Source organism: Vibrio sp. 10N, from assembly GCF_036245475.1.
Classification (GTDB): domain Bacteria; phylum Pseudomonadota; class Gammaproteobacteria; order Enterobacterales; family Vibrionaceae; genus Vibrio.
Genome location: NZ_BTPM01000002.1, coordinates 248,830 through 271,997, shown reverse-complemented (window position 1 = coordinate 271,997; position 23,168 = coordinate 248,830). Strand labels below are relative to the sequence as shown.

Below are 23,168 nucleotides of genomic sequence, written 5' to 3'. Positions count from 1 at the left end.
GTAAGTAAGCAGAACCATAGCAATGACAACAGAGTCCCCGGTCGTTATTGGCCTTCATAATCCCAAAAGTCCGACCAATGTTGGCGCCGTCATGCGTGCCGCTGGGTGCTACAGCGCGAATGAAGTGCGCTATAACGGCACGCGATACAGCCGTGCTGTAAAATTCCAAACCGATACCCAGAACATTCAAGATCGAATTGCGTTGGTGGAAAAAGACGATCTCACCGCGGACTTGGCGGATGATGTTGAAGTCGTATGTATCGAATTTGCCGTAGGTGCTAGCTCCCTACCCCGTTTTGAGCACCCTAAAAAGGCCATGTATGTGTTCGGGCCCGAGGATGGTTCTTTACCACAAGCACTTGTAGACAAAGCGCATCACGTCGTTTACGTGCCGACGAATGGCTGCATGAACCTTGCTGCGACCGTCAATGTGGTTCTGTATGACCGCTTGGCGAAAACAATTGGGACGATTGACGATCATCAGCAAGTCATTGCCAATCGAGACAATAAGAACCGTTTAAAAGTGAAAGCGGGTTGAGCACACCTATAATCACAGCGTCACAATAAACAACCTCTAGATAACGTTATAATTACCTCGACAGCGCGGAGTTTGCTAAACTCCGCCCATTGATGAGTGAGACCGCTAAAATGATGACTGACGAAGAAAGAATTGAACTGCAACGAAACAACCCACTTCATGGACTAAAACTAGAAACCATGTTGCAAGAGTTGGTGGATTTTTATGGCTGGGACATTCTGGATACGGCAATGCGTTTCAACTGCTTTAACACCAAGCCTTCCATTGCAAGTAGCGTGAAGTATTTGAAAAAAACCGAATGGGCAAGAGAAAAGCTAGAGAACTTTTACCTGTATCGCTTTAAGCGCATGCCACGAGCGAGCGCTGAAGAATACGATTTGCCACCTAGAGCACGTACCTTCCCTCATGGTCTTGAGCCTAAAGAGCCAATGCCACTCACCGTAGAGTCGATTTTGAAATCGCAGGCTAAAGCGGCCTCTGCATTTAAACAACGCTCAGGACGAGGGCGTCAGACGCGTCGGTAGTACTGCACGGCTCGTAAATTACGTCGGCGCCCTGCACCGCGCCGACCTTGGCAGTCCAAACACAGTCATGCCACCCCGTAAGTTCCGGGGTGGGTATCAACAGTCCACTGTGATATTAAAACATAGCCTGAACACAGGCATTAGCATGGCTACCGACTAAGCCATGACTTGCGCCATTGATTTCCGTACACCGCGTGTTAGGGAGCAAATTATTAAGGTGGCCGGCGATGGCATGAGCCACTGCATTAGACTGGCTTCCGAACACGATATTTGTCGGCACCTCCATTGAAACAAGGTCAAAGCCTTCTTCAGGAAAGGTGGTGCAAATATCCCAATGGCGTACGTTGTTTTTCACTAGCGTCGCCATCATGCTTTTTACATTATCTGGAAAGTGAGCAAATTCACTCCGCCCACTCCAAAAATCGATCACCTTACCGCACGCTTCATCTTGGTTTTGCTTTACTGACAACAAGTAATCTTGCAAGAAATCATCCACGGCCTTCATCATAGGGCGATCGTTTTCCAGCTCGAGAACCCATGTTGCCACTGGCTCAAATAAACTCAGCTTTGCAAGTTTTACCTGTTTCTTTAATGCCAAAGCTAATGCAACAACGCCACCATAAGAGTGGCCCACTAAATGGATTGGCTCGTCGCACTCTTTCGCAATAATCGCCTCAATAATGCTAAGTTCAGTTTCCACCTTAGCGCAATCGAAATCATTTGGCTGCAAAGCACCACCATGGCCAGGCAGTTTAATCAGAATACAACGGTGTCCTTGTGGAATAAGCGGCAGCATTCGCTTCCAAGTCGACGTGGTAGCATAAGAACCATGGATCATTACAATCGGACGTCCTTCACCGTATGACTCATAATATTGTTCTAAATCTGCATTACTTTCCATGCCACCACTCACCTTTAGTCATTCACAATTGCTTAACGATATGAAAACAATGTTAATCTGATTAAATCGATGTCCCTATCCCCCAATCTGGGGATAATGCGATTGATGGAAGCGGTAACAAACCCAATAAAACACGCGGTCTTGAACGACAAAAAGCCTTACTTGACGCATCAAGTAAGGCTTCAAAAATGTTGACAAGCGATTGAACTGACGAGGTCGACCCAATCACCTCTTCAGCGCGCAATTAAGGTCGCGGCTACATTATATTAGCGGTTGCGCTTATTCTTCTTTTTACCCGTGCCTTCCGGTTTTGCACGCGGTTTCATAGGAGCAAAATACGCTTCACTTTGATCGTCTTCCACTTCAAAGCCCTCTACCTGCTCACGCTCAAGCTGGAACTTATTTTTCTTCTCGATCACTTTAAAGTGGTGGTAGTCATCATAATCAATCAAAGACAATCCCAGACCAACTTCACCCGCGCGACCACTGCGTCCAATGCGGTGCATATAATCAGCAGGGCTACGTGGAAGATCAAAGTTAATCACCACAGGCAGTTTTTCTATATCCAAACCACGCGCTGCAATGTCGGTCGCGATTAGCACTTGGATCTCACCAGACTTAAAGCCGTCAAGAACACGAGTACGGGCGCCTTGTCCTTTGTCACCATGGAAAACCTCCGCGGTGATGCCACGTTTCGACAGTTTTTGCGCCAAGTGGTTACACGCGTTTTTAGCGTTAACAAAAATCAATGTTTGTCGCCACTGGTGCTGTTTAATTAGGTGCGCAAGCACAGCTGTCTTCTGGCCTTTGTTGACACTAAATACGCGCTGAACCAAGGTACTGGTTTCCGCACTTTGTAGCTGCACTTCAATAGGGTCATTCAATAAACCCTTAGCCAGGCTAGTTACTTTTTCAGGGAAAGTGGCAGAAAAGAGAAGCGTCTGTTTCTTCTCTGGCAGTAGTGCAAGAATCTTGTTGAGTTCCTCGGTGAAACCAAGACTCAACATACGGTCTGCTTCATCAAGGACAAGTGTTTTTACTTGGTCCAACTTGACGGCGTTGCTTGAAACTAGATCCAACAGGCGCCCCGGAGTGGCAACAATTACGTCTGCTCCACCACGAAGTGCTAGCATTTGAGGGTTCACCGAAACGCCACCAAATACAGCGACCGTTTTGATTTTATCTCTTAGGTGGTACGAGTAAGATTTAACGTTGTAAGCAACTTGCGATGCCAACTCACGAGTTGGAACCAAAATCAGATGAGACACATAGTTACCACGACGACTCGCTGACGTATCTTGCTGACAGATCTTTTGAAGGATCGGCAACGCAAACGCAGCTGTCTTACCAGAGCCAGTATTGGCACCACCAACAATATCTCGCCCTTCAAGCACATGAGGAATAGTGTGAGATTGAATTGGCGTCGGTTGGCTATATTCCAACGCTTCTAGTCGTTCGACTAAAGTTGGAATCAGGCCAAGGCTGGCAAATGTCGCTTGCGGTGTGTTATCTGTCATTACAAAAAGTGGCTCAGTGCTGGGTAAAGGGCGTGTATCTTATTCTATTTGTCGGAAAGATGTTAGCACTATTGAAATCTCGGACTGAAACCCAAAAGCTCTCGGCGATGCGAGAGCTTTGCGATTGTCGATAGCTTGGCTTATAAGTGCTTAAGGGAAATGCCTTCTTTATTAAACAAATGGATTTTTTCAGGGTCCGCTTTCAGGTAGATCTCTTCTCCCTTATGGAAATCCAAAATGCCAGGCAGCTTCGCCACTACGGCTTCTTCATGCCCTTCGACTCTGACGTGAAGCAGGGTAACCTCACCTAATGATTCCACAAACAGTACCTTGCCGGACATCAGTGCATCGGCAGGCTCAGCAACCAGAAAATCTTCAGGGCGAATGCCCAATTGTAGTTCAGCGCCAGCGGCAGACGCTTGTGAGGGCACTGGCACTTCAATGTTATGACCACTTTCTGCCGTTACCAGCGAGGTTTCTCCCGTTTTCTCCATAAACGCCTTACTAATATTCATGGCGGGAGAGCCAATAAACTGTGCAACAAAGACGTTGGCGGGGTCGGTATACAATTCAAGTGGTGTGCCGACTTGCTCAATTCGCCCAGCAGAAAGCACAACGATTCGGTCTGCCAGAGTCATCGCTTCAACCTGATCGTGCGTCACGTAGATCATGGTGGTCTCGGTGAGTGCTTCTTTAAGATTGGCGATTTCGATTCGGGTTTGAACACGCAGCGCAGCGTCTAAATTAGACAACGGCTCATCGAATAAAAACACTTTGGGCTGTCTTACAATCGCCCGTCCAATCGCTACACGCTGTCTTTGTCCACCAGACAATGCCTTTGGTAAGCGATCAAGGTAAGGCTCAAGTTGGAGCATACGTGCCGCTTCCATTACGCGTTCATGGATCGCCTCCTTTGACTCCTTGGCAATTCGCATCGCAAAAGCCATGTTGTCGTACACTGTCATGTGTGGATAAAGTGCATAGGTTTGAAAAACCATCGCGATACCACGCATCGCCGCTGGGAGCTCGTTAACCCTTGCACCTTCAATACACACTTCACCAGAGGTAATCTCCTCAAGCCCGGCAATCATCCGCAGTAGTGTCGATTTTCCACAGCCTGATGGGCCAACGAATACAACAAACTCCCCCTGCTTGATATCAAGATCAATCCCTTGCAGTACCTGAGTTTCACCGTATGATTTTTTAACGTTTGTTAAAGATAATCCTGTCATTTCACTAATCTCATCTAAAATCAGTCACATCGTTGAATCAGGAACTGCTTACTTAACAGAACCAGAAAGTAGTCCACGCACCAGATATCGTTGAAGTGCGAAGAACACGCCCAATGGCACCGCTATCGAGACGAAGGCCGATGCCGTTAATATCTCCCAATTACCACCACGTGAGCCCAATAGTTCACGCAGTCGTGCGGTCAATACCATATGCTCTTCACCTGTCCCCAAGAACACCGTTGCCACTAGTAAGTCATTCCACACCCATAAGAACTGGAAAATACCGAATGAGGCCAATGCCGGAAACGACAGTGGCAGTACTATTCTCATAAAGATTTCAAAGTCAGTCGCCCCGTCCACCTTCGCAGACTCGATAATTTCTCGTGGCAAACTAGAGATGTAATTCCGCAGCAAATAAATCGCCAGAGGCAAACCAAAGCCTGTGTGCGCTAACCATATTCCAAGATAGGTTTTAGCCCCGACACCAAAGAAAGCGCCAATATCGTTGTACAGCCGCAGCAAAGGGATCAAAGACATCTGCAAGGGCACCACAAGTAGGCCAACGACCAGAGCAATCAATAAGTTTCGCCCCGGCATTTTCATCCATGACAAAGCGTACGCAGCGTAGGCTGCAATAAGGATGGGTATGATAGTGGCAGGAATGGTGACAGTAAGTGAGTTCACGAACGAACGTCCTATCCCTTCCGCCGTTAACACCTCGCGATAGTTATCTAACCCGAACTTTGGCGGTACAACCGCAGTGTAGAAAATTCGTTTGCCGCGTTTACCTGTAAAAGGCTCTGGCGAGGTCATCTTGTAATGACCATCTTCGCTAACCGTCAGTTTTCCACCTTTACGCATTTCCGCGATTTCACCTGGCAAGAACTTGGTCGGCTCTCGAGACGAAAAACCAAACGCCATGATCTCGGTCGGAGCGTCGTTAACCAATAACTGCCCAGAAAGCACGTAAACATCACCTGATTTTACTTGCGTATCCGGGTTATCCGTTCGAGCGACCAAATTTTGTTCTGATGCCGTTAGCGAAGTCCACCAGCCAGATAGTGCCAGCTGATCTTTATCTCTAAAGGATGAAATCAGCAGACCCGCGGTCGGCAGCGTCCATAAAATAACGATGAGCAATACAGATAAATGCACCAGAATCGTTAACGGCGAGCGACGGAGTCGACTGATACTCAACTTGGCGCTATCTGGCTTGGTCGATGAAGAGGCAGCAACTTTGCTTGTCATTATCTGTCCTCCATTTGCATACTGGCCTGACGCATATTCCAAACCATAACTGGTACCACTGCGACCATGATGATAACGGCGATCGCCGCACCGCGACCAAAGTCACCGCCACCACGAAACATCCAGTCAAACATCATGTTCGCGAGCACCTGAGTACTCCACTGGCCGTTGGTCATCGCAAGAACAATATCGAAAACTTTGAGTACCAAGATGGTGATCGTGGTCCACACCACGGCTATCGTGCCCCATATCTGAGGGATCAAAATTTTAAAGAAAATCTGCACACCATTAGCGCCATCAAGAATGGCAGCTTCGACGGTTTCTTCAGGAACGCCTCGCAGCGCAGCAGCCAAAATCACCATGGCAAAGCCGGTCTGAATCCAAATAAGGATGACCATCAAAAAGAAGTTGTTCCAAAACGGGATGGTTATCCAAGCTTGCGCTGTGCCTCCAAACGCTTCAACGATGGCGTTCAATATCCCTATTTGTTCTGAGCCAGGAGCACGATAGTCATAGACAAATTTCCAAATGATCGACGCACCAATGAAGGAGATCGCCATTGGCATAAAGACTAAACTCTTAGCGATGCTTCCCCAGCTCACTTTATCGGTAAGCGCTGCAATCACCAAACCGAAAAACGTCGATGCTGCTGGCACAACAAGTAGCCACAACAGGTTGTTAAATAAAGACTCTCTAAACTCTGGATCTTTGAAAAGCCAAGTGTAGTTCCCCATCCCAACGAATTTATCCCCATTTCGATCGTGCAGTGACAAATACAAGGATTCAAAGACAGGATAGATAAGATATAGAGTCAAAAACGCGAGTGCTGGCCCTAAAAACAGCCATGGACGGATCGCCGCAGCACGCCTAAGGTTCTTCGCCATCGTTTGATTGGTGACGTTTTTAGTAGGGAAAATAATCGTGAGTAAAAAGTTGCTGCCAACAAAGTAGACCACACAACTGGCTACACCCAATACCATGATAAATAGAGAGGAATAGAGCTGCTCCATCACTACCTCGCTTTATTGATGCCTAACAAAGGTGTGAAATATGAACACCGATAGACACACGAACAAGTGACGTCTATCGGTATCACGTTACTGTGCCTTATTACTTGAGTGCATCCCATGTCTTCTGAATATCATTGGCCACGTCTTCGGCTGACTTGCCACCGCTGTAATCAACCATACCCGTCCAGAATGCCCCTGCACCAATTTTACCTGGCATCAAGTCAGAGCCATCGAAGCGGAACGTAGTCGCATCGAGCAAAATCTCACCTTGCTTCTTAAGAGTATCGTTGCCGTAAGCATCAATGTTGACCCCTTTATGTGGCGTTAAGAAACCAGACTGTGCCATCCAAATTTCGTGTGCAATTGGGGACTGCAAGAAAGACATAAATGCTCTTGCCGCTTTTGAGTCTTTGGTGATGCTCCACATAGTGCCCGCACCCAGTACCGGTTTACCTAAATCTTTTGACTCATAAGCAGGGAAGTAGAAGAAATCGACATCGGTTCCCAGCTCTGTACCTTCAGGGAAGAAGCTAGGAATGAATGAAGCTTGACGATGGAGATAACACTTAGCCGGCGATGTAAACAGCCCTTTTGGAGAATCACGGAAATCCGTTGCAGCGACCGCACGCGCACCACCATCCACAAATTTGTCGTTTCGTGCAAACCAACCAAACTCTTCTATCGCGCCAACTACTTTCGGATCATTGAATTTAAGTTCGTTTGTCGTCCATTTGTCATAGTCAGATGGCGATTGAGTGCGAAGCATCATATCTTCTACCCAGTCTGTCGCAGGCCAGCCCGTCGCACCGCCCGACCCCAAGCCCACGCACCAAGGTGTTTCTCCATCTTTGACGATTTGCTCGGTTAACGCTTTCAGCTCTTCCATCGTTTGAGGTACTTCGTAACCCACATCTTCAAAGTTCTCAGGCACGTACCAAACCAGAGATTTCAAATCCACTTTATAGAAAAAGCCATACAAGTGATCTTTGCCTTCTTTATCAGCAAAGGTACCTAAATCAACCCAAGAGGATCCCGCGGCATAGTTGTCGTTAATCCATTGCCCCATTGCCGGGTCAAGTGGCGTCAGAAAGCCCTTAGAGGCAAGATCGGCAGCAAGGCCAGGCTGAGGGAAGATGGCAATGTTGGGAGCACTCCCCGCTTGAACATCGATGGCAATTTGCTGCTCAAAAGAATCTGAACCAGAGTAGTTCACCTTGGCACCCGTTGCGGCTTCAAAGTAAGCAATGACGCTTTCAACAAGCTCTTTATCTTCGGTTAGCCAAGGGCCAAAAATGGTGACGGTTTCACCTTTTAAATCCATGTTTTTGAGCGCTTCGTAGCTCTGCCAATTAAAACGGGCATCTTCGCCTGGTGCGAATTTTAGGTCAGCAGCAAAAACAGCAGAGGTAGAAATGGTCACAGCGATTGCACTAGCAAGTAGGGAGGTTTTCATCAGCAAGACTCCATGTATTCAGATACTTTTTATTTGTCTTTGTGTCCTCGGCTTTTCTGACTACGACGTTCACAAGCAAACAACTTAATCGGTTAAGCCAATGTAAACTACCTTAAAACCTTATTGACATTTCGACCACTTTCTAACCAGTTCTTGTGTCATCGATCATGTTTTATGGCTTCCCATATTCAATAAGATGATGAGGTTCAAATTATTTACTACGTACAATAAAGTCACATTTCCAATCTTTCTTAATCGTTTTAGTATTAGTAACAATCCTTCGCCATTCCTGGCTCAAAATAGAACAAACTAGGGGTTGCTATGCAGCGCAAAAAGCCAACTCTCAAAACGGTAGCAGCGCATCTAGGGGTATCGACAGCGACGGTCTCCAACGCCTTCAATCGTCCTAGTCAGCTTTCTAAGGCGCTAAGAGAAAGTATTCTGCAAGAGTGTGAAAAACTCGGCTACACCGGACCTAGCAGTACTGCACGTAGCTTACGTACTGGAAAAACGGGGGTGATTGGCGTTTTGTTAGCGGATAACTTGGCCTATAACTTCACCGACCCTGTGGCTACTGAGTTTTTGGCGGGTGTCTCAAAGACTTTAGATGACGCGCACGTCAATATGTTGCTACTCCCGCCAAGTAGAGAAAACTATCAAAATACGCAGGTAGAGACGATCCCAGACAGTTTCATTGTCTATGGAAAGCCCGTCGACTCAAGCATTGTTGACCTGATACTGAGACAACACAAACCCGTTGTTGCGGTCGACTTTTCAATCCCTGACGTCCCCTCTATCAATATTGATAACCACAAGGCAAGTTACGATATTGCCAACCACGCTATTCACAGCTCCCATGATAATGTCTTGATTTTAGGTCTTCGGCTTGAACCTTCTACTTCACTTTCACTGGCAAATCTCGACAATCTTTACACCAGTGAAGAGTCCGTGTCACGTTGCCGCTTTAACGGCTATAAACAAGCGTTAGAAGAAAATCACATCACATTGTCGAATGAGAGCGTTTGGCAGATCCACGACCTTGAAGAAACCACGCTTAAAACCATGTTAAGGGGCGCGCTGACCGCCCCAAAGAAAGTCGATGTTCTGCTATGCATGAGTGACAAAATCGCTCTTGCCGCTCTCGCAGTCGCACAAGAGCTGAACCTCGAGATCCGGATTGTTGGCTTCGACGGTATTCCGATGGCGGCTGAAGCCGGACTGACCACTATTCAACAACCTATTGCAAAGAAAGGCCAAATCGCCGCACAGATGGCGCTAGGTCAATTGCCCTACGAATCTATTCAGCTTGATACGGAGCTCATCATTCGCAGCAGCTGTTAGAACTTACCTCACTTGCTAAGGAGAACACTTCCATGACAACGGAACAACTGGAGCAACGTTGGTGGCATGACGCCGTGGTATATCAAATCTACCCAAGAAGTTTCAATGACTCCAATGGCGATGGCATTGGTGATATTCCCGGCATCATCGAGAAACTCGATTATATCCAAGGCTTAGGCGTTAATGTGATTTGGCTAAGCCCAGTTTACAAATCTCCGATGGATGACAACGGCTACGATATTTCGGGCTATCGAGAGATCGCGCCTGAGTTCGGGACTATGTCTGACATGGAAGCGCTCTTGAGGGAAGCGGATCTGCGGGGCATCAAGATTGTCATGGATTTAGTGATCAACCACACTTCAGATGAGCACCCTTGGTTTGTCGAATCTAAAAGCAGCAAAGACAGTCCCAAGCGTGACTGGTACATCTGGAAAGATCCAAAAGAGGATGGCAGTGAGCCCAACAACTGGGAATCATTCTTTAAACCCAAGGCATGGACGCTCGATGAGACCACAGGTCAATACTATCTGCATTTATTCAGCAATAAACAGCCTGATCTCAATTGGGCTAACCCAGAAGTCAGAGAAGCCATTTACGATATGATGCACTTCTGGCTCAAGAAAGGCTTAGGCGGCTTTCGCATGGACGTCATCAATATGATTGGCAAGCCATCAGACTATCCGGACGCCACTATCTTCGATGCCGGTGTCGCCGGTTGGGAGCATTGGTCAAACAACTTACTTGCTCACCAGTATCTGCGAGAAATGCATGACAAAGTACTTAAACATTACGATGTACTTACCGTCGGTGAAACACCCTTCACCACGACGCTCGATGGGCGCTACTACTCTCACCCAGATCGCAACGAAATCAGTATGATATTCCAGTTCGAGCATGTCAGCATCGACCGCGAAGAGCACAACGCAGTGAAAAAAGATTTCGATTTAGTTCAATACAAGGAAATCATGTCTCGCTGGCAAGAAGACCTCTATCAGAAAGGCTGGAACAGTCTCTACTGGAGCAATCACGATCAACCTAGAACCGTGTCTCGCTACGGTTCCGACTCCCCTGAATATCGCGTCATTAGTGCGAAAATGCTCGGTACCGTTCTTCATATGATGAGTGGTACACCCTATATCTATCAGGGTGAAGAGATAGGGATGACCAACAAGCACTTTAGCCACATTGATGAGTTTAACGACCTAATGGCTAAATTCCATTACCAAAAAATGATGGATCGCGGCGTATCTGACGAAGCTGCCATTGCTTTTCTCAACGATTTCTCTCGTGACCATGCTCGAGTCCCAGTTCAATGGAATACTAACGACCATGCTGGCTTCACCACTGGCACACCGTGGCTTCCGGTCAACAAGAACTATGTCGATATCAATGCAGAGCAAGCCGTCAACGATGAAGCTTCCATCTATCACCATTACCGAAAACTCATTGCACTTCGTAAGAGCAAAGAGTACGGCGACGTTATTGTGTATGGGAGCAACACTTTGCTCGATCCAGAAGACAGTGAAGTCTACGCGTACATTCGTTCTAGTGGTGATAAGTCACTACTGATCATTGCTAATTTCACTCACCATACCCTACAGAGGACCTATCCGGGTAGCGTTAAGAAAGTTGTGATTAACAACTACACCAATACACTGAGTTCCTTACATGATGTAGTACTTATGCCTTATCAGGCTCTGGTCATTGAAACCTAAACCTCCCACATGACAATCATCGCTTTAAGCGAGTCTATAGTGGCTCGCTTAACGCGCAAAAAACGATATAAACATCTCTAAATGAAACAATATCAATCAATCGTAAAGTGCGGTTTTATATAATAAAACAAGCTAACGTGACGTGCTTTTAGCCTACCAACTCTTCTCTACTTCTATTTTTATCACTACTTGAAATGCACGTGTTATTTACACAAAAGTTAATAATTAACTGTGCGTTTGAAATCAGGTGCTAGCTCACTTTTCTTTTGCTTACATTACGCATCGTTTACTCAATTATGCATTCACACTCTAAATAACAGCCCAAAGACAACCCCGAAATACATATATTAAAAACTAGGCTCTCAATAGATTAGTAACCAATTTCATACAATTTCCTCTGTAAATCACAAAAGAGGAAATAACATGTCTGATTACAACGTCATCGATACGCAAGACCACAACTTACTGTCTATTGAAGACGAGAAACACGCGTTGTTGCAACAAGTCCACAATTATGTTGAGGCTAATTGCGACGATACACTGTTTGAAACAATTATTAACAAAAGAGTCAACCAACTCATTAATTCTGGGCTATGTGATTGTGCCAATGGCAATTTAGCCAGCAAATACGATTCAGAAATAATGTCGAACTTAATACAAAACACGGCGCTGTTTGATGTGCCCAATTTTTATCGATATATAGAAAGAAAATCTCAACCGCTGTTTGGTAGTGTGTTGTCATTATGGGCCGAATATCAACGCTTTACATTATTGCTCGATACTTGTCTGACTCGAGGCGATGTGGCTGACGATGAACTACGGGTTTTAGCAAAGGTGGAGCTAGACGATGGATTTCACGCAGAGCTAGTACAAAACATCGAGCAAGATTGCAGGAAATTTCTGACGCATTTCTCAAGCCAACCGCTTGATCTGTCCAATGCCAATACTTTGATGAATTTGGAAACCTTTGTGAAACAGCAACAGTGGTATGAAATGTTGTTTGAACTGGATCTATCCGCTCAAGGAGAGCACTTTATTCTTTACCAGTGTGACGATTTGGGCAATCGAACCTTAGTCGCTTCAGCAAAAATCCAGCGCTGGGATAAGAAACAAGATTGGTTGGCCTTTGCGCCTTTCTTTCAATCAGACAACTGGTCCGTTTCAATTAATGATAGAAATATCAGAGCTTTAGAGTCTTCCGGTCTATTTGACGGCGCACTCAGCGATAGGCTCACACTATCGACAGCTCAACATCTTGATACGTCTTTTGCGCAAAGCTTGGCACGGGGTCACGACTGCTGTGAGCTAATAAGAATGGCCGTCAGCGGGCCCGCTCGCCGATTAAATACTATTCTGTATTTATCCATCAAACACATCGCGCTTTTCATGGAGCAAGTGGGGATTAAAGGAGTCTATGTCATCACTGAGCAACCCGCCTTGTTGTACTTCTTCCAATCAGTCAATTTATATAGCGACGAACCTGACTGTTACGTTCCAATGACATACCTGAGAATAAACCCGACAAAACCTTACACTTACAAAGGGTTAATTTTGAGCAATCCAATGGTGAAAGCTATTGGAGAATGCAACTATAAGCAGTACTATAAGCAGGTGTTGTCAGCAAGGAAGAAGAGCACGACTCATTTTGCATCATGCCTGAATTTTTAAAATACGCACTCTCTGATACACCGGCACTGATCATGTACTTGATTGGTACTGGTGTATTGATGTGGGCGATTTACATGTCATATAAGATGGTTAAGAACCAGTTTAAGGTAGATCAATCGATCTACCTTCCTTACTGTCTGTATGCATTTTTCATCGCATGTTGGATTTACGCCAATGCTTATTTTCAATCTGACTTGCTGACTTATTATGACCCGGACATCGCTTTAGCGATGGCAGTAGGCGCAAATATATTTTGCGCCCTCGCCATTCTGTCAGCATATTGGTTTTCTTGTAAGCTTATTTCCAAGAACAAAAATAAGAATATCTCTAAATTACAGTCTGTTATATTAATAGTACTGTCAGCACACTCACTTGTCGTCAACTTAATTCCTGACATGACAGTTATCAGTGTCGATGTTTATTCGTCAGGGAGTTTTTTAATTCGATTCGGAGACTACAATAAAATATTTTTTCTCACCGCCCCATTTATCATCGTCCTTACTTTTCTTAACTTTGTTCGAGCATGGAAAAGCGACCTTCGATTAACTCAGCTGAAGTCGGGCTATATGATGGCGGGTGTGATCATCTTCATGGCATCAACTTTAATTGTCATGATAGGTATTCCCTACTTCTACAATGACTTCTCATTGGTGTGGATTGCACCTACCTTATCTGTGTTTGAGCTAATGCTGATCGGCTACGCCCTCCTCTACAATCGATTTTATAGTGGGCGGTACATTGCCCTAGTGAGCATCAGTTCACTCACCAATATCGCCCTGTTTCTTAGCCCTACATTGCTTCTCAGCTCAATTGGCAGTTATCAGAGCGTGGCATTACTGGGTTGGGTTGTCTTTACTGGTCTTTTCTATCAGAAGTCATTAAAAAAGGTCTACTGGTTCTTCAATCGTGTGCTGTATGGAAAGAGTGGCAACAGTATTGATCAAATAAGCAGTCTCGAGTCAGAATTTAGATACTCATGCAAAGATGCGGTTGAAAAGCTAAACCAAGCCCTGAATGTCTCTAACGGCCATGTTCGGCAGATTATTACTGAGAAAGATAGTCAAGTTCTTAAGTTCTTCAACAAGGGGGAGCGCATCCTTATCAAGGACGAACTGGCCTACATTCTCAACCATCACATTGACGTGAAAGAGAGCATGGCGGATCTCATTGACTACATGGTGTTGAATAAGGTGTCACTCATCGTGCCCATTTTCGACGACCGCAAGCGTATCTCTCATTTATACCTCGCCACTCAGTCCGCTCAGCAGCCGCTCATGACTGCAGACCAAGTAGTAGGGCTACGCTCACTATTTAAAGATGCCGGCCGCTGGATCATCGCCGAAGATAAAGTGCGAAAAAGCCAAATTTTGGCGGGCTCTATCGCTCACGAAATACGTAACCCATTCAGTAAGCTAAAGTATCAGTTTGAGCAAATCGACAGCAAAGTGTTGGGCAGTGACCCGATTGATCTTGGCAAGCATAACTCTGAAGAAATCAAACAACTGCACCAAGCGCTCCACGAAAGCAAACGCGCTGTTCAAACTGGAACACGCTTCATCGATGCTATGCTGTCGGAACTAAGAGGTGAATCGCTTAACACAGAGCGGTTCTCAGCTCATTCTGCTGGAGAGTTAACTTTAGCTGCCATCAACGACTTCAGCTTTAACAAACCTGAATATCGCCAACGAGTCAATGTCAGTATCGAAGACTTTGCGTTTTGGGGTGACGATACCCTGTTTAGCTTCGTGATTTACAACTTACTCAAAAATGCTGTCTACTACTTTGAGCAGTACCCACAAAGTAAAATAGAGATCGGCGTGCGTCGTCAAGGGCACAGCAATGCTATATCGTTTACCGATTTCGGCCCCGGTATTGCTGACACTCACCTAGAGCAGATTTTCGATGATCTTTTTACTCAAGGAAAAAGCTCTGGCACAGGCCTTGGACTATCGTATTGTAAACGTGTCATGGAAGCCTTTGGTGGCGACATCCATTGCCGTTCTCAATATGGCAAGTACTCTACCTTCGAGTTAACTTTTCCAACGGTTGATGAGCACTCCTACGAAACAAGTTTGCATGCTAAGCTCCAGCCGATTCTGACTAATAAGAAAGCACTGATCATCGCCCCTCTCACCTCTCAGCCCTGGCTGCGGCAGGCGCTGGACGATGAGTTTGTACTCACCGTTCACTACGTCACTTCCAAAGAGCAAGCGCTGTCCTACTTAGAAGCCAACACGGTTGATGTCGCGATGGTGGCAGATTTTGAGCCCTCAAAGGCCAGTGAGATAGCCAATGCTATCCATGCTGTGAATCAGCAAAGTGGCGTCCCTACGCTATTCTGTACCACACGTACTGAAGAAGAACTTAGCTACGTTGATGCCTTCCAAGCCACACTCTTTATGTTCAGCAAATATAGCTTCTGGAGTACCTTTGCTAAAGCTGAGCAAGCCGGCGCTTTGAAGAAAAAGGAATCGTTAGTCGGTAAAAAGGTGCTGGTCGTCGATGATACTCATGTTAACCGCTTACTGGTGCAAAGCTATCTGATAACAGAAGGCATAAAGGTTGAGCAAGCAGCGTCAGGAGCCGAGGCCATTGAAAAAGCGAAAGACACGGCATTTGATCTCATTTTTATGGATATCCGCATGCCTAACATGAATGGCTTTGAGGCTTGTAAAGAAATCCGTAAGTTCAGCGCATCTGTGCCTATTATTTCGCTATCGGGAGAGTGCAGCCCGGATGCTCGTCAATCGATTGCAAACATAATGGACGATTCGATTCATAAACCTGCGGATAAAGCGAAGCTGATAGACATGCTAGAGAAATGGTGTAGCAGCAACAAGACAGTCGAACTTCCAGTGAAGCCGCTACAAGCGTAGCTTAACTGAGCGCATCCATCTCGATAAGATCTCGCTTCCAACGGGCTAAAAGTTCGATATGCCTTGGCTCTATACCACAACAGCCCCCAATTATCGATGCTCCTAACTCATACCAACGCTTAGCAAAAGCAAGATACTCCCCAGGCGAAAAATGCCTTACAGTTTGCATGGCTTCATTCGCTTGATGCCCTGATTTAATCGGCGTAAAACTGTTGGCAAATACTCCGATCTCCAAAACTCTACCTTCACTTGCAGTGATGCGATTCACCACTTCTATCGCTTGGGCAATCACCTCAGGGATCGAGCAGTTAAAGAACAGGCCCGTCGCTCCTGCGTTCAATAACAATGTCACCGCTTCTTCCAATGGCTCACCGGAGCGAAGCTTTGCAGGTTGGTCAGGTTCATCTTGCAGCGTAAAACAGATATAAGCGGGTTTATCGGTAGTGTTAAAAAGTGCCGCGTACATACGAGCCTCAGCGATACTCGCGACAGTCTCCGCCAACCACAAATCAACATAGTCATCCTGAGCACATAACAGTTCTCGGCTGATCGCTTGTGCGCGTTCTGCCTGGAACAAGTCAGGTCGATACGAGCCAAATACCGGTGGCAGCGACCCTGCAACGCGTACATGGTGCTTCGCTTCTGTGGCCGCTTCATGGGCGAGTTTGGCCGCTTTAGCTGCGAGCGTGACACCTTGCTGCGCGTACAGCTCATCTCCTAAATGGAAAGGAACGCAAGCATAGCTATTGACCGTAATCAGTTCCGCGCCTGCTTCGATAAAGGCTTGGTGCGCTTGTTTGACAAAGTGTGGAGATTCAATCAACGCTTGCGCGCTCCACAATGGCTGGGAGAATGGCGCGCCAATACGCTCTAACTCTCGACCCATGCCACCATCTAAAATAGTAACTGCTTTCATATTCTACCTACCGCTATCAAAAGCATACCTAACAAACACCATGAAACCATAATCAAGACAAACGTAAATCCAATCATGGAAGCGCTATTCCACGCTCACCTATATTAGCCTTCTCAGCCATCAAGCTCTAGTCGCTTTGCAGTTGACGACGATGACCTGTCACAACAATAAGCGCGATGAACACCAACGACAAAATAATACCTACGAGTGCAAGGGTAAATACCGAGGCATAGCCAAAGGCATCTATGCATAGGCCCGCCAATAGCGTACCGCCGCCAAAGCCCCCTGCCATAGCAAACATCAGCATACCTTGAGTTAAAGCCGGAGACGTCGGGCTCAATCTCACCGCGATAGCTGGAACCGCGAGATCATTCCAAGACATCGCCTGGATTAATATGACCAGCAAAGCTACCGGCAGGACATCGGGCACTGTCATGCCGACCGTTGACCAAAACACTAAGCCCAACACCAAGAAAATACCTTGTGCTGTCAGCCAAACTTTAAAGGGGCCACTTTTTTGCATCCATCTTCCAGCCGGTTCAAGCAAGAAGATGCAGATAGCGGCAGAGGTCGCCATACCCAACGCGGAATTGCCAATCTCAACGTTGTAGACTTCTTTGATGAGCAGCGGTCCAAGCTCCATCAAATTGGCCGACAAGAACATTGAGCAAAATGCCGATAACAAAAACAGTGCCCAAGGCAGAAATGCCCTTTGTAGATGGCCTGGTGTTTGCTCGCTCTCCGTTACCTCCACTGGCTTAGCGTTGATGGGAGCAGGAGGTGCGATGAAAACCGCAATGATGATCATCACCAGCAACGCCATGAGCAGCTGCAATTTCACCTCTGTTGTGAGCTGATAATGGCCCGCAAGCGCAATAAGCACACCAGAGACAACAACACCCAAAAATTGAAACTGAAACAACTTGGCCAAGCTGCGCCCTTCTTCCTGTTGGTTTTCACTGTGCGCGATGACAAAAGTAGGGTTTAGAACCAACAGCGTAACAATCGCAATCCCCATCAGCGCCCCTACCAACCAGTAGGTCATCGCGGACGATTGAGCAAAATAGAGCACAACAAGCGCAGCAAGATTAATAAGCAGCGCCCCACGTTGCAGCAAACGGTGGCAGGCGTACTTATCGGCAACGGCTCCAATAACCGGAGCCAAAATGCCCGCTCCCCCAATAAGAGCCATAACTTGGCCAAGCAGAGTCCCGCTTGCCGTGCGTTCAATAATGATTGGGTTTAGAAGGATGGCAACACCAATCCAACCAACGATGCCAATCGAAGATTGCGCTAGGTACCAAAGACGAAGTTGAGTCATAAGTAGACGCCATTGTATGTGATAAAAATGAGTGCACGCAGAGCTGAAAATGACAAGACACGCACGTGAACTAGGCATAGGTTCTAAGTATGGATGAGCCCCTAAGATGCATTATTTAAAGTTAAGATTAGCAATACCTTAAATTTCATCCACAAATGCTTTTCACCCAAACCATTACCCAATAAAATCAATAAGTTATATTATCGTGTAACATATCAAACTTCACTCTCCCCCCACAAATCAATTCTGTCGCCTTCATTTGATGCAATTTGGCAATCAACTGATTTTAAAGAAAAAACTTTTACCAACTACAAAAACAAGCTATACCTATATCCATATCGCCATAAGACGTAAGATTCAGAGCGAAACCCTCAATGACATTCAAACAAATACTTCAAATCAGAAATGTGCGCTACTTTTTGATGTTTCGCAGCAGCTATTTCGCTCGCTTTTACTACCCAGTATTTACGCTGCTTTATTTAGACTACGGCCTAACCTTGTCTCAATTTGCCATGCTAAATGTGGTGTGGGCCGCGACCATCGTAATTTCTGAAGTCCCCTCCGGTGCCTTTGCCGATACGTTGGGGCGGAAAAAACTGGTCGTCCTATCTTCTATCGTAATGTTTGTTGAAATTGCCATGATAGCCTTTGTACCAACGGGGAATCCGAATTTGGTCTTCATGGTATTTTTGGTCAATCGCGTGCTGAGCGGACTTGCGATGTCACTAGCCAGTGGGGCCGATGAAGCGCTCGCTTACGACACGCTAAAGGAACAAGGTAAGTCAGAGATATGGCCGCAAGTACTACAGATACAACTGCGTATTGCTTCCAGTGTGGGGATTGTAGTAACCCTAGTTGGGGCTGCAATGTACGATGTCAACGTAATGGGTCAGGTCGCAGAGTGGTTTGGATTCGCCAGGCCTGAAAATACCCAAGACATCATGCGAATTCCCGTTTACGCTACACTGCTCGTCGCCTTAGTGGCAATTTATGCTGCCACCAGCATGCAAGAAGAGAGCAAAGCAGCCAGCCATGGGGGTGGTAAAGTTGCGACCTCAATAGCCAGCTTAAAGCTCACCCTAGATACCGGGAAGTGGGTTTTATCGACACCTTACGTGCTGTTTATCTTGCTCTATTACAGCTTGTTTGAGCACACCTCCCGAATGTTTTTGACCATGAACAGTCAGTATTACCGTGCCATTGAGATCCCGATCATCTACATCGGTTTTATTGGTGCCGGCGTCAGTGTGTTTCAAATTCTATTGGCAGGGCAAAGTCGCAGGTTGGCCGAACATATGGAACCCAAGTCCTTCATTGCACTGATGGGGCTTGCTGCCATGGCGAGCTATTTCTGGATCAGTCGCGGCTGGCCTATTTATGGCGTTATTCCCGCTCTGTTATTGGTGTTCATTACCATGACAGTGAATATCTTTATTAGCTATCACCTCAACAGAAAAACCGAGTCGCATAACAGAGCCACCGTTCTTAGCTTTAAAGGTCTTATGTTTAACCTCGGCTACGGCTTAATCGGTATGCTGTATGCGTATTACTACAAAATGGTGTCTCAAAACTACAGCGAGCAACAAATCGCACAGCATCTCGACTTTCTGGCGTCACTGTCCTCGTTTTTCTATTACTTCGCCGCCTTGTTCATCGCGGTCAGTACCCTGTTTTATTTCAGCAATAAGAAACGTCCCGTATTTGACTAGCCATAAATGAGGTGCTCATGCCATCACTGTCGATCCCACAAGCTCAAAAATTAGCCTTGCTGTCACAGGGGCTTCCTTCCCAGCCCCTTGCAGGCAATGCTTATCAACAGTCGATACAGGCTATGAGAAGCTTAGGTTACGTGCAGATTGACACCATCTCTGTGGTGCAACGTGCGCATCATCATACGCTTTGGAGTCGAAACCACCGCTACTCAACCGATCATCTTGATCGCATGGTGCAAGATAGAGTGGTCTATGAATACTGGTCGCACGCGGCGTCGTATCTTGATATGCAAAACTATCGCTTTTCGTTACCCAAAAAACACGCGCTCAAATCTGGTCAACAGAGTCACTGGTTTAAGAAGAACCCCAAATTAATGGCGGAGGTGCTCAGTAAGATCACTATTGATGGCCCGCAAATGGCGAAAGACTTTACCCAGTGTGCAATCAACTCTACCACGGTAAAAAAGCAAGGCTGGGAAAGCAAACCGACCAAGCAAGCGTTAGAGACACTGTACATGCAAGGCGATCTAATGATCAGCGAACGCCGAAAATTTCACAAAGTGTATGACTTAACCGAGAGAGTACTCACGTGCGACACAGATACGCGCATGCCAACTGCAGATGAACACGCACAGTTTCTAGTACTAAATACCCTAAAAACCCATGGCATCGCCAACGTAACAGAGATGAGCTACTTGCGAAAAGGCACCAAACCTATAGTGCAGAAAGCACTGTATGAACTCGAAGAAATGGGCAAGATAGAGCAAGTAACCGTCAAAGGCGAAGCCTACTTTGTATTACCGCAATCGCTTGAATTACTAGACAAACGAATAAGCCGCCAGCAAGCAAAGCTGCTTTCACCTTTCGATAGCTTCATAATCCAGCGCGATAGACTGCGTAAGTTTTTTAACTTCGATTACTTGTTAGAGTGTTACGTTCCGACAGCCAAAAGAGAGTATGGCTATTTTGTGCTGCCGATTTTATGGGATGGTCGATTAGTCGCTCGAGTGGATTGCAAGGCTCACCGAGATCGGGCTCATCTGGAAGTATTTAAGCTATATATCGAGCCAAGGATCTCGCAGCGAGAAGCATTTGAGCATGCGCTTGCAAAAGAACTGACATCCTTTGCCTTGTTCAATCACTGCGATAGCTACAACATCAATAAGACCATCGTGATGTAATACTTCCTCACCAACTTGCACTCGTAGCGAGCATTTGATGACACGCCGTTACGACTTCGGCGCACTGTCATTTTGGCAATTACTGTTCACCAACTGAGATTGCTCCGCTTTGATACGCTTTACAATTCGCTCATCGCGCGATTCTATCTCCGCTAGGTTTACTTGCGAAATATCAGCAACCGCCTCATGTTTCATCGCTGTCATATCATCTCGCAAGTCCTCGCTCCATTCCTGTTTATCAAGCGTGTTAGCGGCAGCAAAAGCAGAAGACGTGATAGCGATAACACCAAGAGTAGATACGAGTAAGCTTTTCATAATGTGCCCCTTTGGGATTGGTTATTAGTAACTGTGCAGACTACCTTACTTGCCCAATTCCTGTTGCACATGTAGTGCCAACTTTTTAACGCCTAAAAATCAATAAGTTAAAAAAATCTAGTCAATGTCTATTGTCTAGATTGGCAAATTTGACACACATAGTGTTAAATTTACCAACTGTAAACAGTTGCCGATTCGCTATGTACACCGGGGTTGGTTCACCCTATGACAATGAACCTTGCAAGAGTGCCTCCAGCGCTAAGCTACCCCTTAAACTTCCCAGAAACACCAAAAAACTGCTCAGGGGCTTTCTCCTCTCCATTTTGAATCACAAACTCGAGTTCATCAGCCAGGGGAGATTTTAACTCACGAAGTTTCGCCAGATCGTCGTTAGCAAGAGAGGCATTACCCATCTGTACATGGAGCACTCCTCTGTACATGTAAGGCTCAGGGAGTAAAGGAGCGATGGTGATGGCTTTGTTGTAGTGAAACAATGCCGTATTGTAATGATCAACGCCCTGTTTTCGGAGGGTATAAGCGAGGTTGTTGTGGGCCTGTGCCCAATTTTTGTCTCGTTTTAGTGCGGCACGAAATTTTTTCTCGGCATCAAAAAACTGTTTATTCATCATCAGTTCGACACCTTTATTGTAGGTACGCTGCGCTTTATTAAGCGAGTTATAGCTCGAGCCAGACCCAGCGGACCAAGCACTAAAAGAAATGACCATTGAGGTCAGTACGACGATTAGCAGTTGCATGGTGTTCTCCTTTTTCAGCGCTTGCTCTGCTATCTACGCGTCGAGTATCTATTCCGTTCACTATGCTTCACTCACGACATGAAAAGTGACCTCAACTCGCGTACCAACATAGATCCTGTTAGCAATTTGATATATATCGAACTTAATATCACACCTACACCAATCAGAAAGAAAACACACCAATGCCCCTCATAAAAGACACAGCTTAAAAGAACATTCATCTAAACCGGTCAACAAAACCTTATCAATCTATTGCACACTTTGTGACCCATTACTCTCATCCTTGTGGCTACTCCCCTATCACCCATATCAAGGGATGATTGGCTCCAATCTCGCTCTCATTATGCTGGCTTCGCCCTAATCAAAACAAAAAAAGGACAACCCATGACATCAATAAAATCTGCTTTGTCTATGGCAGTGATGAGTGCACTTATGTTTGGCTGTGCGTCAGATCCAGCAACTTCTTCAGCGGATGAGACGACAGCAACGACAACTGCGGCGGTAGCCGCTGCTCCAGCAGGTGTTGACACTGCTATGATGGCAGCCTGTGACAACCCGACAGTTTCTGAAGCAGGCCCTGTACGTAAAAAGCTTTATGTCGTTGGCACCTTCCCTGGTGCAAGCTGGAAGCACATCGACGCTCGCGTATTTGAGCATAAAGGCGATGGTCTATATCAAGCTGTAGTCGAGGAGAAACCGGGGAAATACTCCATGCAGTACGCAGCGTCAGACTGGAAACCGCAGTTCACCGCAGACGGTCGAGTTCTCAACGTTGGCGAAACGAAAGTATTGAAATGGGGCGGCTACGGGAAAGACACCAAATCAACCATTGAAGCCGCTGGTAAATACGTTTGGTCGGTGAAATTTGACGAAAAAGCGAACCCAATTGCTGTAAGTCTTAACCAATGCCAATAAATCTCTAGCGCCAAGCGAGCATTGCTCGCT

19 protein-coding genes are annotated in these 23,168 nt (G+C 46.2%); 9 read left to right on the top strand and 10 right to left on the bottom strand.

The genetic code is table 11. The features are described from left to right. The first annotated feature begins 22 nt into the window (after positions 1-22). Together AAA946_RS17485 and AAA946_RS17480 are read left to right on the top strand one after the other, a co-directional pair. The gene (locus AAA946_RS17485) at positions 23-538 is read left to right on the top strand and encodes an RNA methyltransferase (protein ID WP_338166070.1); all 516 of its coding nucleotides are present in this window, start codon (positions 23-25) and stop codon (positions 536-538) included. A gap of 110 nt (positions 539-648) precedes the next feature. Further along, entirely contained in the window at positions 649-1,062 is a 414-nt protein-coding gene (locus AAA946_RS17480) for a VF530 family protein (RefSeq protein WP_338166069.1), read from the top strand. Between the two features lie 115 nt (positions 1,063-1,177). Here the strand turns inward: AAA946_RS17480 and AAA946_RS17475 are convergent, their stop codons facing one another. The 6 genes from AAA946_RS17475 to AAA946_RS17450 all read right to left on the bottom strand — a co-directional run bounded on the left by AAA946_RS17475 (position 1,178) and on the right by AAA946_RS17450 (position 8,423). Next, entirely contained in the window at positions 1,178-1,963 is a 786-nt protein-coding gene (locus AAA946_RS17475) for an alpha/beta fold hydrolase (protein ID WP_338166068.1), read from the bottom strand. 266 nt (positions 1,964-2,229) lie between these two features. Then, entirely contained in the window at positions 2,230-3,480 is a 1,251-nt protein-coding gene (locus tag AAA946_RS17470; protein WP_338166067.1) for a DEAD/DEAH box helicase, read from the bottom strand. A gap of 140 nt (positions 3,481-3,620) precedes the next feature. Then, entirely contained in the window at positions 3,621-4,712 is a 1,092-nt protein-coding gene (locus tag AAA946_RS17465) for an ABC transporter ATP-binding protein (RefSeq protein ID WP_338166066.1), read from the bottom strand. 48 nt (positions 4,713-4,760) lie between these two features. After that, on the bottom strand, positions 4,761-5,960 hold the full coding sequence (locus tag AAA946_RS17460) for a carbohydrate ABC transporter permease (RefSeq protein WP_338166065.1): 1,200 nt from the start codon (positions 5,958-5,960) through the stop codon (positions 4,761-4,763). Then, positions 5,960-6,970, bottom strand: a complete 1,011-nt coding sequence (locus AAA946_RS17455; protein ID WP_338166064.1) for a carbohydrate ABC transporter permease — start codon at positions 6,968-6,970, stop codon at positions 5,960-5,962. Before AAA946_RS17455 ends, AAA946_RS17460 begins: the two co-directional genes overlap by 1 nt. A gap of 100 nt (positions 6,971-7,070) precedes the next feature. After that, the gene (locus tag AAA946_RS17450; RefSeq protein WP_338166063.1) at positions 7,071-8,423 is read right to left on the bottom strand and encodes an ABC transporter substrate-binding protein; all 1,353 of its coding nucleotides are present in this window, start codon (positions 8,421-8,423) and stop codon (positions 7,071-7,073) included. Between the two features lie 321 nt (positions 8,424-8,744). Between AAA946_RS17450 and AAA946_RS17445 the strand changes: the two genes are divergently transcribed. The 4 genes from AAA946_RS17445 to AAA946_RS17430 all read left to right on the top strand — a co-directional run bounded on the left by AAA946_RS17445 (position 8,745) and on the right by AAA946_RS17430 (position 16,023). After that, positions 8,745-9,764, top strand: a complete 1,020-nt coding sequence (locus AAA946_RS17445) for a LacI family DNA-binding transcriptional regulator (RefSeq protein ID WP_338166062.1) — start codon at positions 8,745-8,747, stop codon at positions 9,762-9,764. 32 nt (positions 9,765-9,796) lie between these two features. Next, positions 9,797-11,479 (top strand): glycoside hydrolase family 13 protein, encoded by a 1,683-nt coding sequence (locus AAA946_RS17440; RefSeq protein WP_338166061.1) that lies wholly within the window; start codon positions 9,797-9,799, stop codon positions 11,477-11,479. Between the two features lie 423 nt (positions 11,480-11,902). Continuing rightward, complete coding sequence (locus AAA946_RS17435) at positions 11,903-13,147, top strand: acyl-homoserine-lactone synthase (protein WP_338166060.1); 1,245 nt, start codon at positions 11,903-11,905, stop codon at positions 13,145-13,147. Then, positions 13,132-16,023: a hybrid sensor histidine kinase/response regulator gene (locus AAA946_RS17430; protein ID WP_338166059.1), complete on the top strand. Its 2,892-nt coding sequence runs from the start codon at positions 13,132-13,134 to the stop codon at positions 16,021-16,023. The genes AAA946_RS17435 and AAA946_RS17430 overlap by 16 nt, the downstream gene beginning before the upstream one ends. 1 nt (position 16,024) lies before the next feature. Here AAA946_RS17430 and AAA946_RS17425 read toward each other — a convergent pair whose 3' ends face one another. Together AAA946_RS17425 and AAA946_RS17420 are read right to left on the bottom strand one after the other, a co-directional pair. Then, entirely contained in the window at positions 16,025-16,939 is a 915-nt protein-coding gene (locus AAA946_RS17425; protein WP_338166058.1) for a homocysteine S-methyltransferase family protein, read from the bottom strand. A 127-nt stretch (positions 16,940-17,066) separates the two neighbouring features. Next, the gene (locus tag AAA946_RS17420) at positions 17,067-18,260 is read right to left on the bottom strand and encodes an MFS transporter (protein ID WP_338166057.1); all 1,194 of its coding nucleotides are present in this window, start codon (positions 18,258-18,260) and stop codon (positions 17,067-17,069) included. Between the two features lie 374 nt (positions 18,261-18,634). On the opposite strand from AAA946_RS17420, the gene AAA946_RS17415 reads away from it, so the two are divergent. Continuing rightward, entirely contained in the window at positions 18,635-19,969 is a 1,335-nt protein-coding gene (locus tag AAA946_RS17415) for an MFS transporter (protein ID WP_338166056.1), read from the top strand. A gap of 17 nt (positions 19,970-19,986) precedes the next feature. After that, a complete protein-coding gene (locus AAA946_RS17410; protein ID WP_338166055.1) occupies positions 19,987-21,153 on the top strand; it encodes a winged helix-turn-helix domain-containing protein in 1,167 nt (388 codons plus the stop codon). 48 nt (positions 21,154-21,201) lie between these two features. Here AAA946_RS17410 and AAA946_RS17405 read toward each other — a convergent pair whose 3' ends face one another. Together AAA946_RS17405 and AAA946_RS17400 are read right to left on the bottom strand one after the other, a co-directional pair. Then, positions 21,202-21,468 (bottom strand): hypothetical protein, encoded by a 267-nt coding sequence (locus tag AAA946_RS17405; protein WP_338166054.1) that lies wholly within the window; start codon positions 21,466-21,468, stop codon positions 21,202-21,204. A 263-nt stretch (positions 21,469-21,731) separates the two neighbouring features. After that, entirely contained in the window at positions 21,732-22,223 is a 492-nt protein-coding gene (locus AAA946_RS17400) for a tetratricopeptide repeat protein (RefSeq protein ID WP_338166053.1), read from the bottom strand. A gap of 384 nt (positions 22,224-22,607) precedes the next feature. Between AAA946_RS17400 and AAA946_RS17395 the strand changes: the two genes are divergently transcribed. Continuing rightward, complete coding sequence (locus AAA946_RS17395) at positions 22,608-23,138, top strand: glycosidase (protein WP_338166052.1); 531 nt, start codon at positions 22,608-22,610, stop codon at positions 23,136-23,138. Positions 23,139-23,168: the final 30 nt, after the last annotated feature.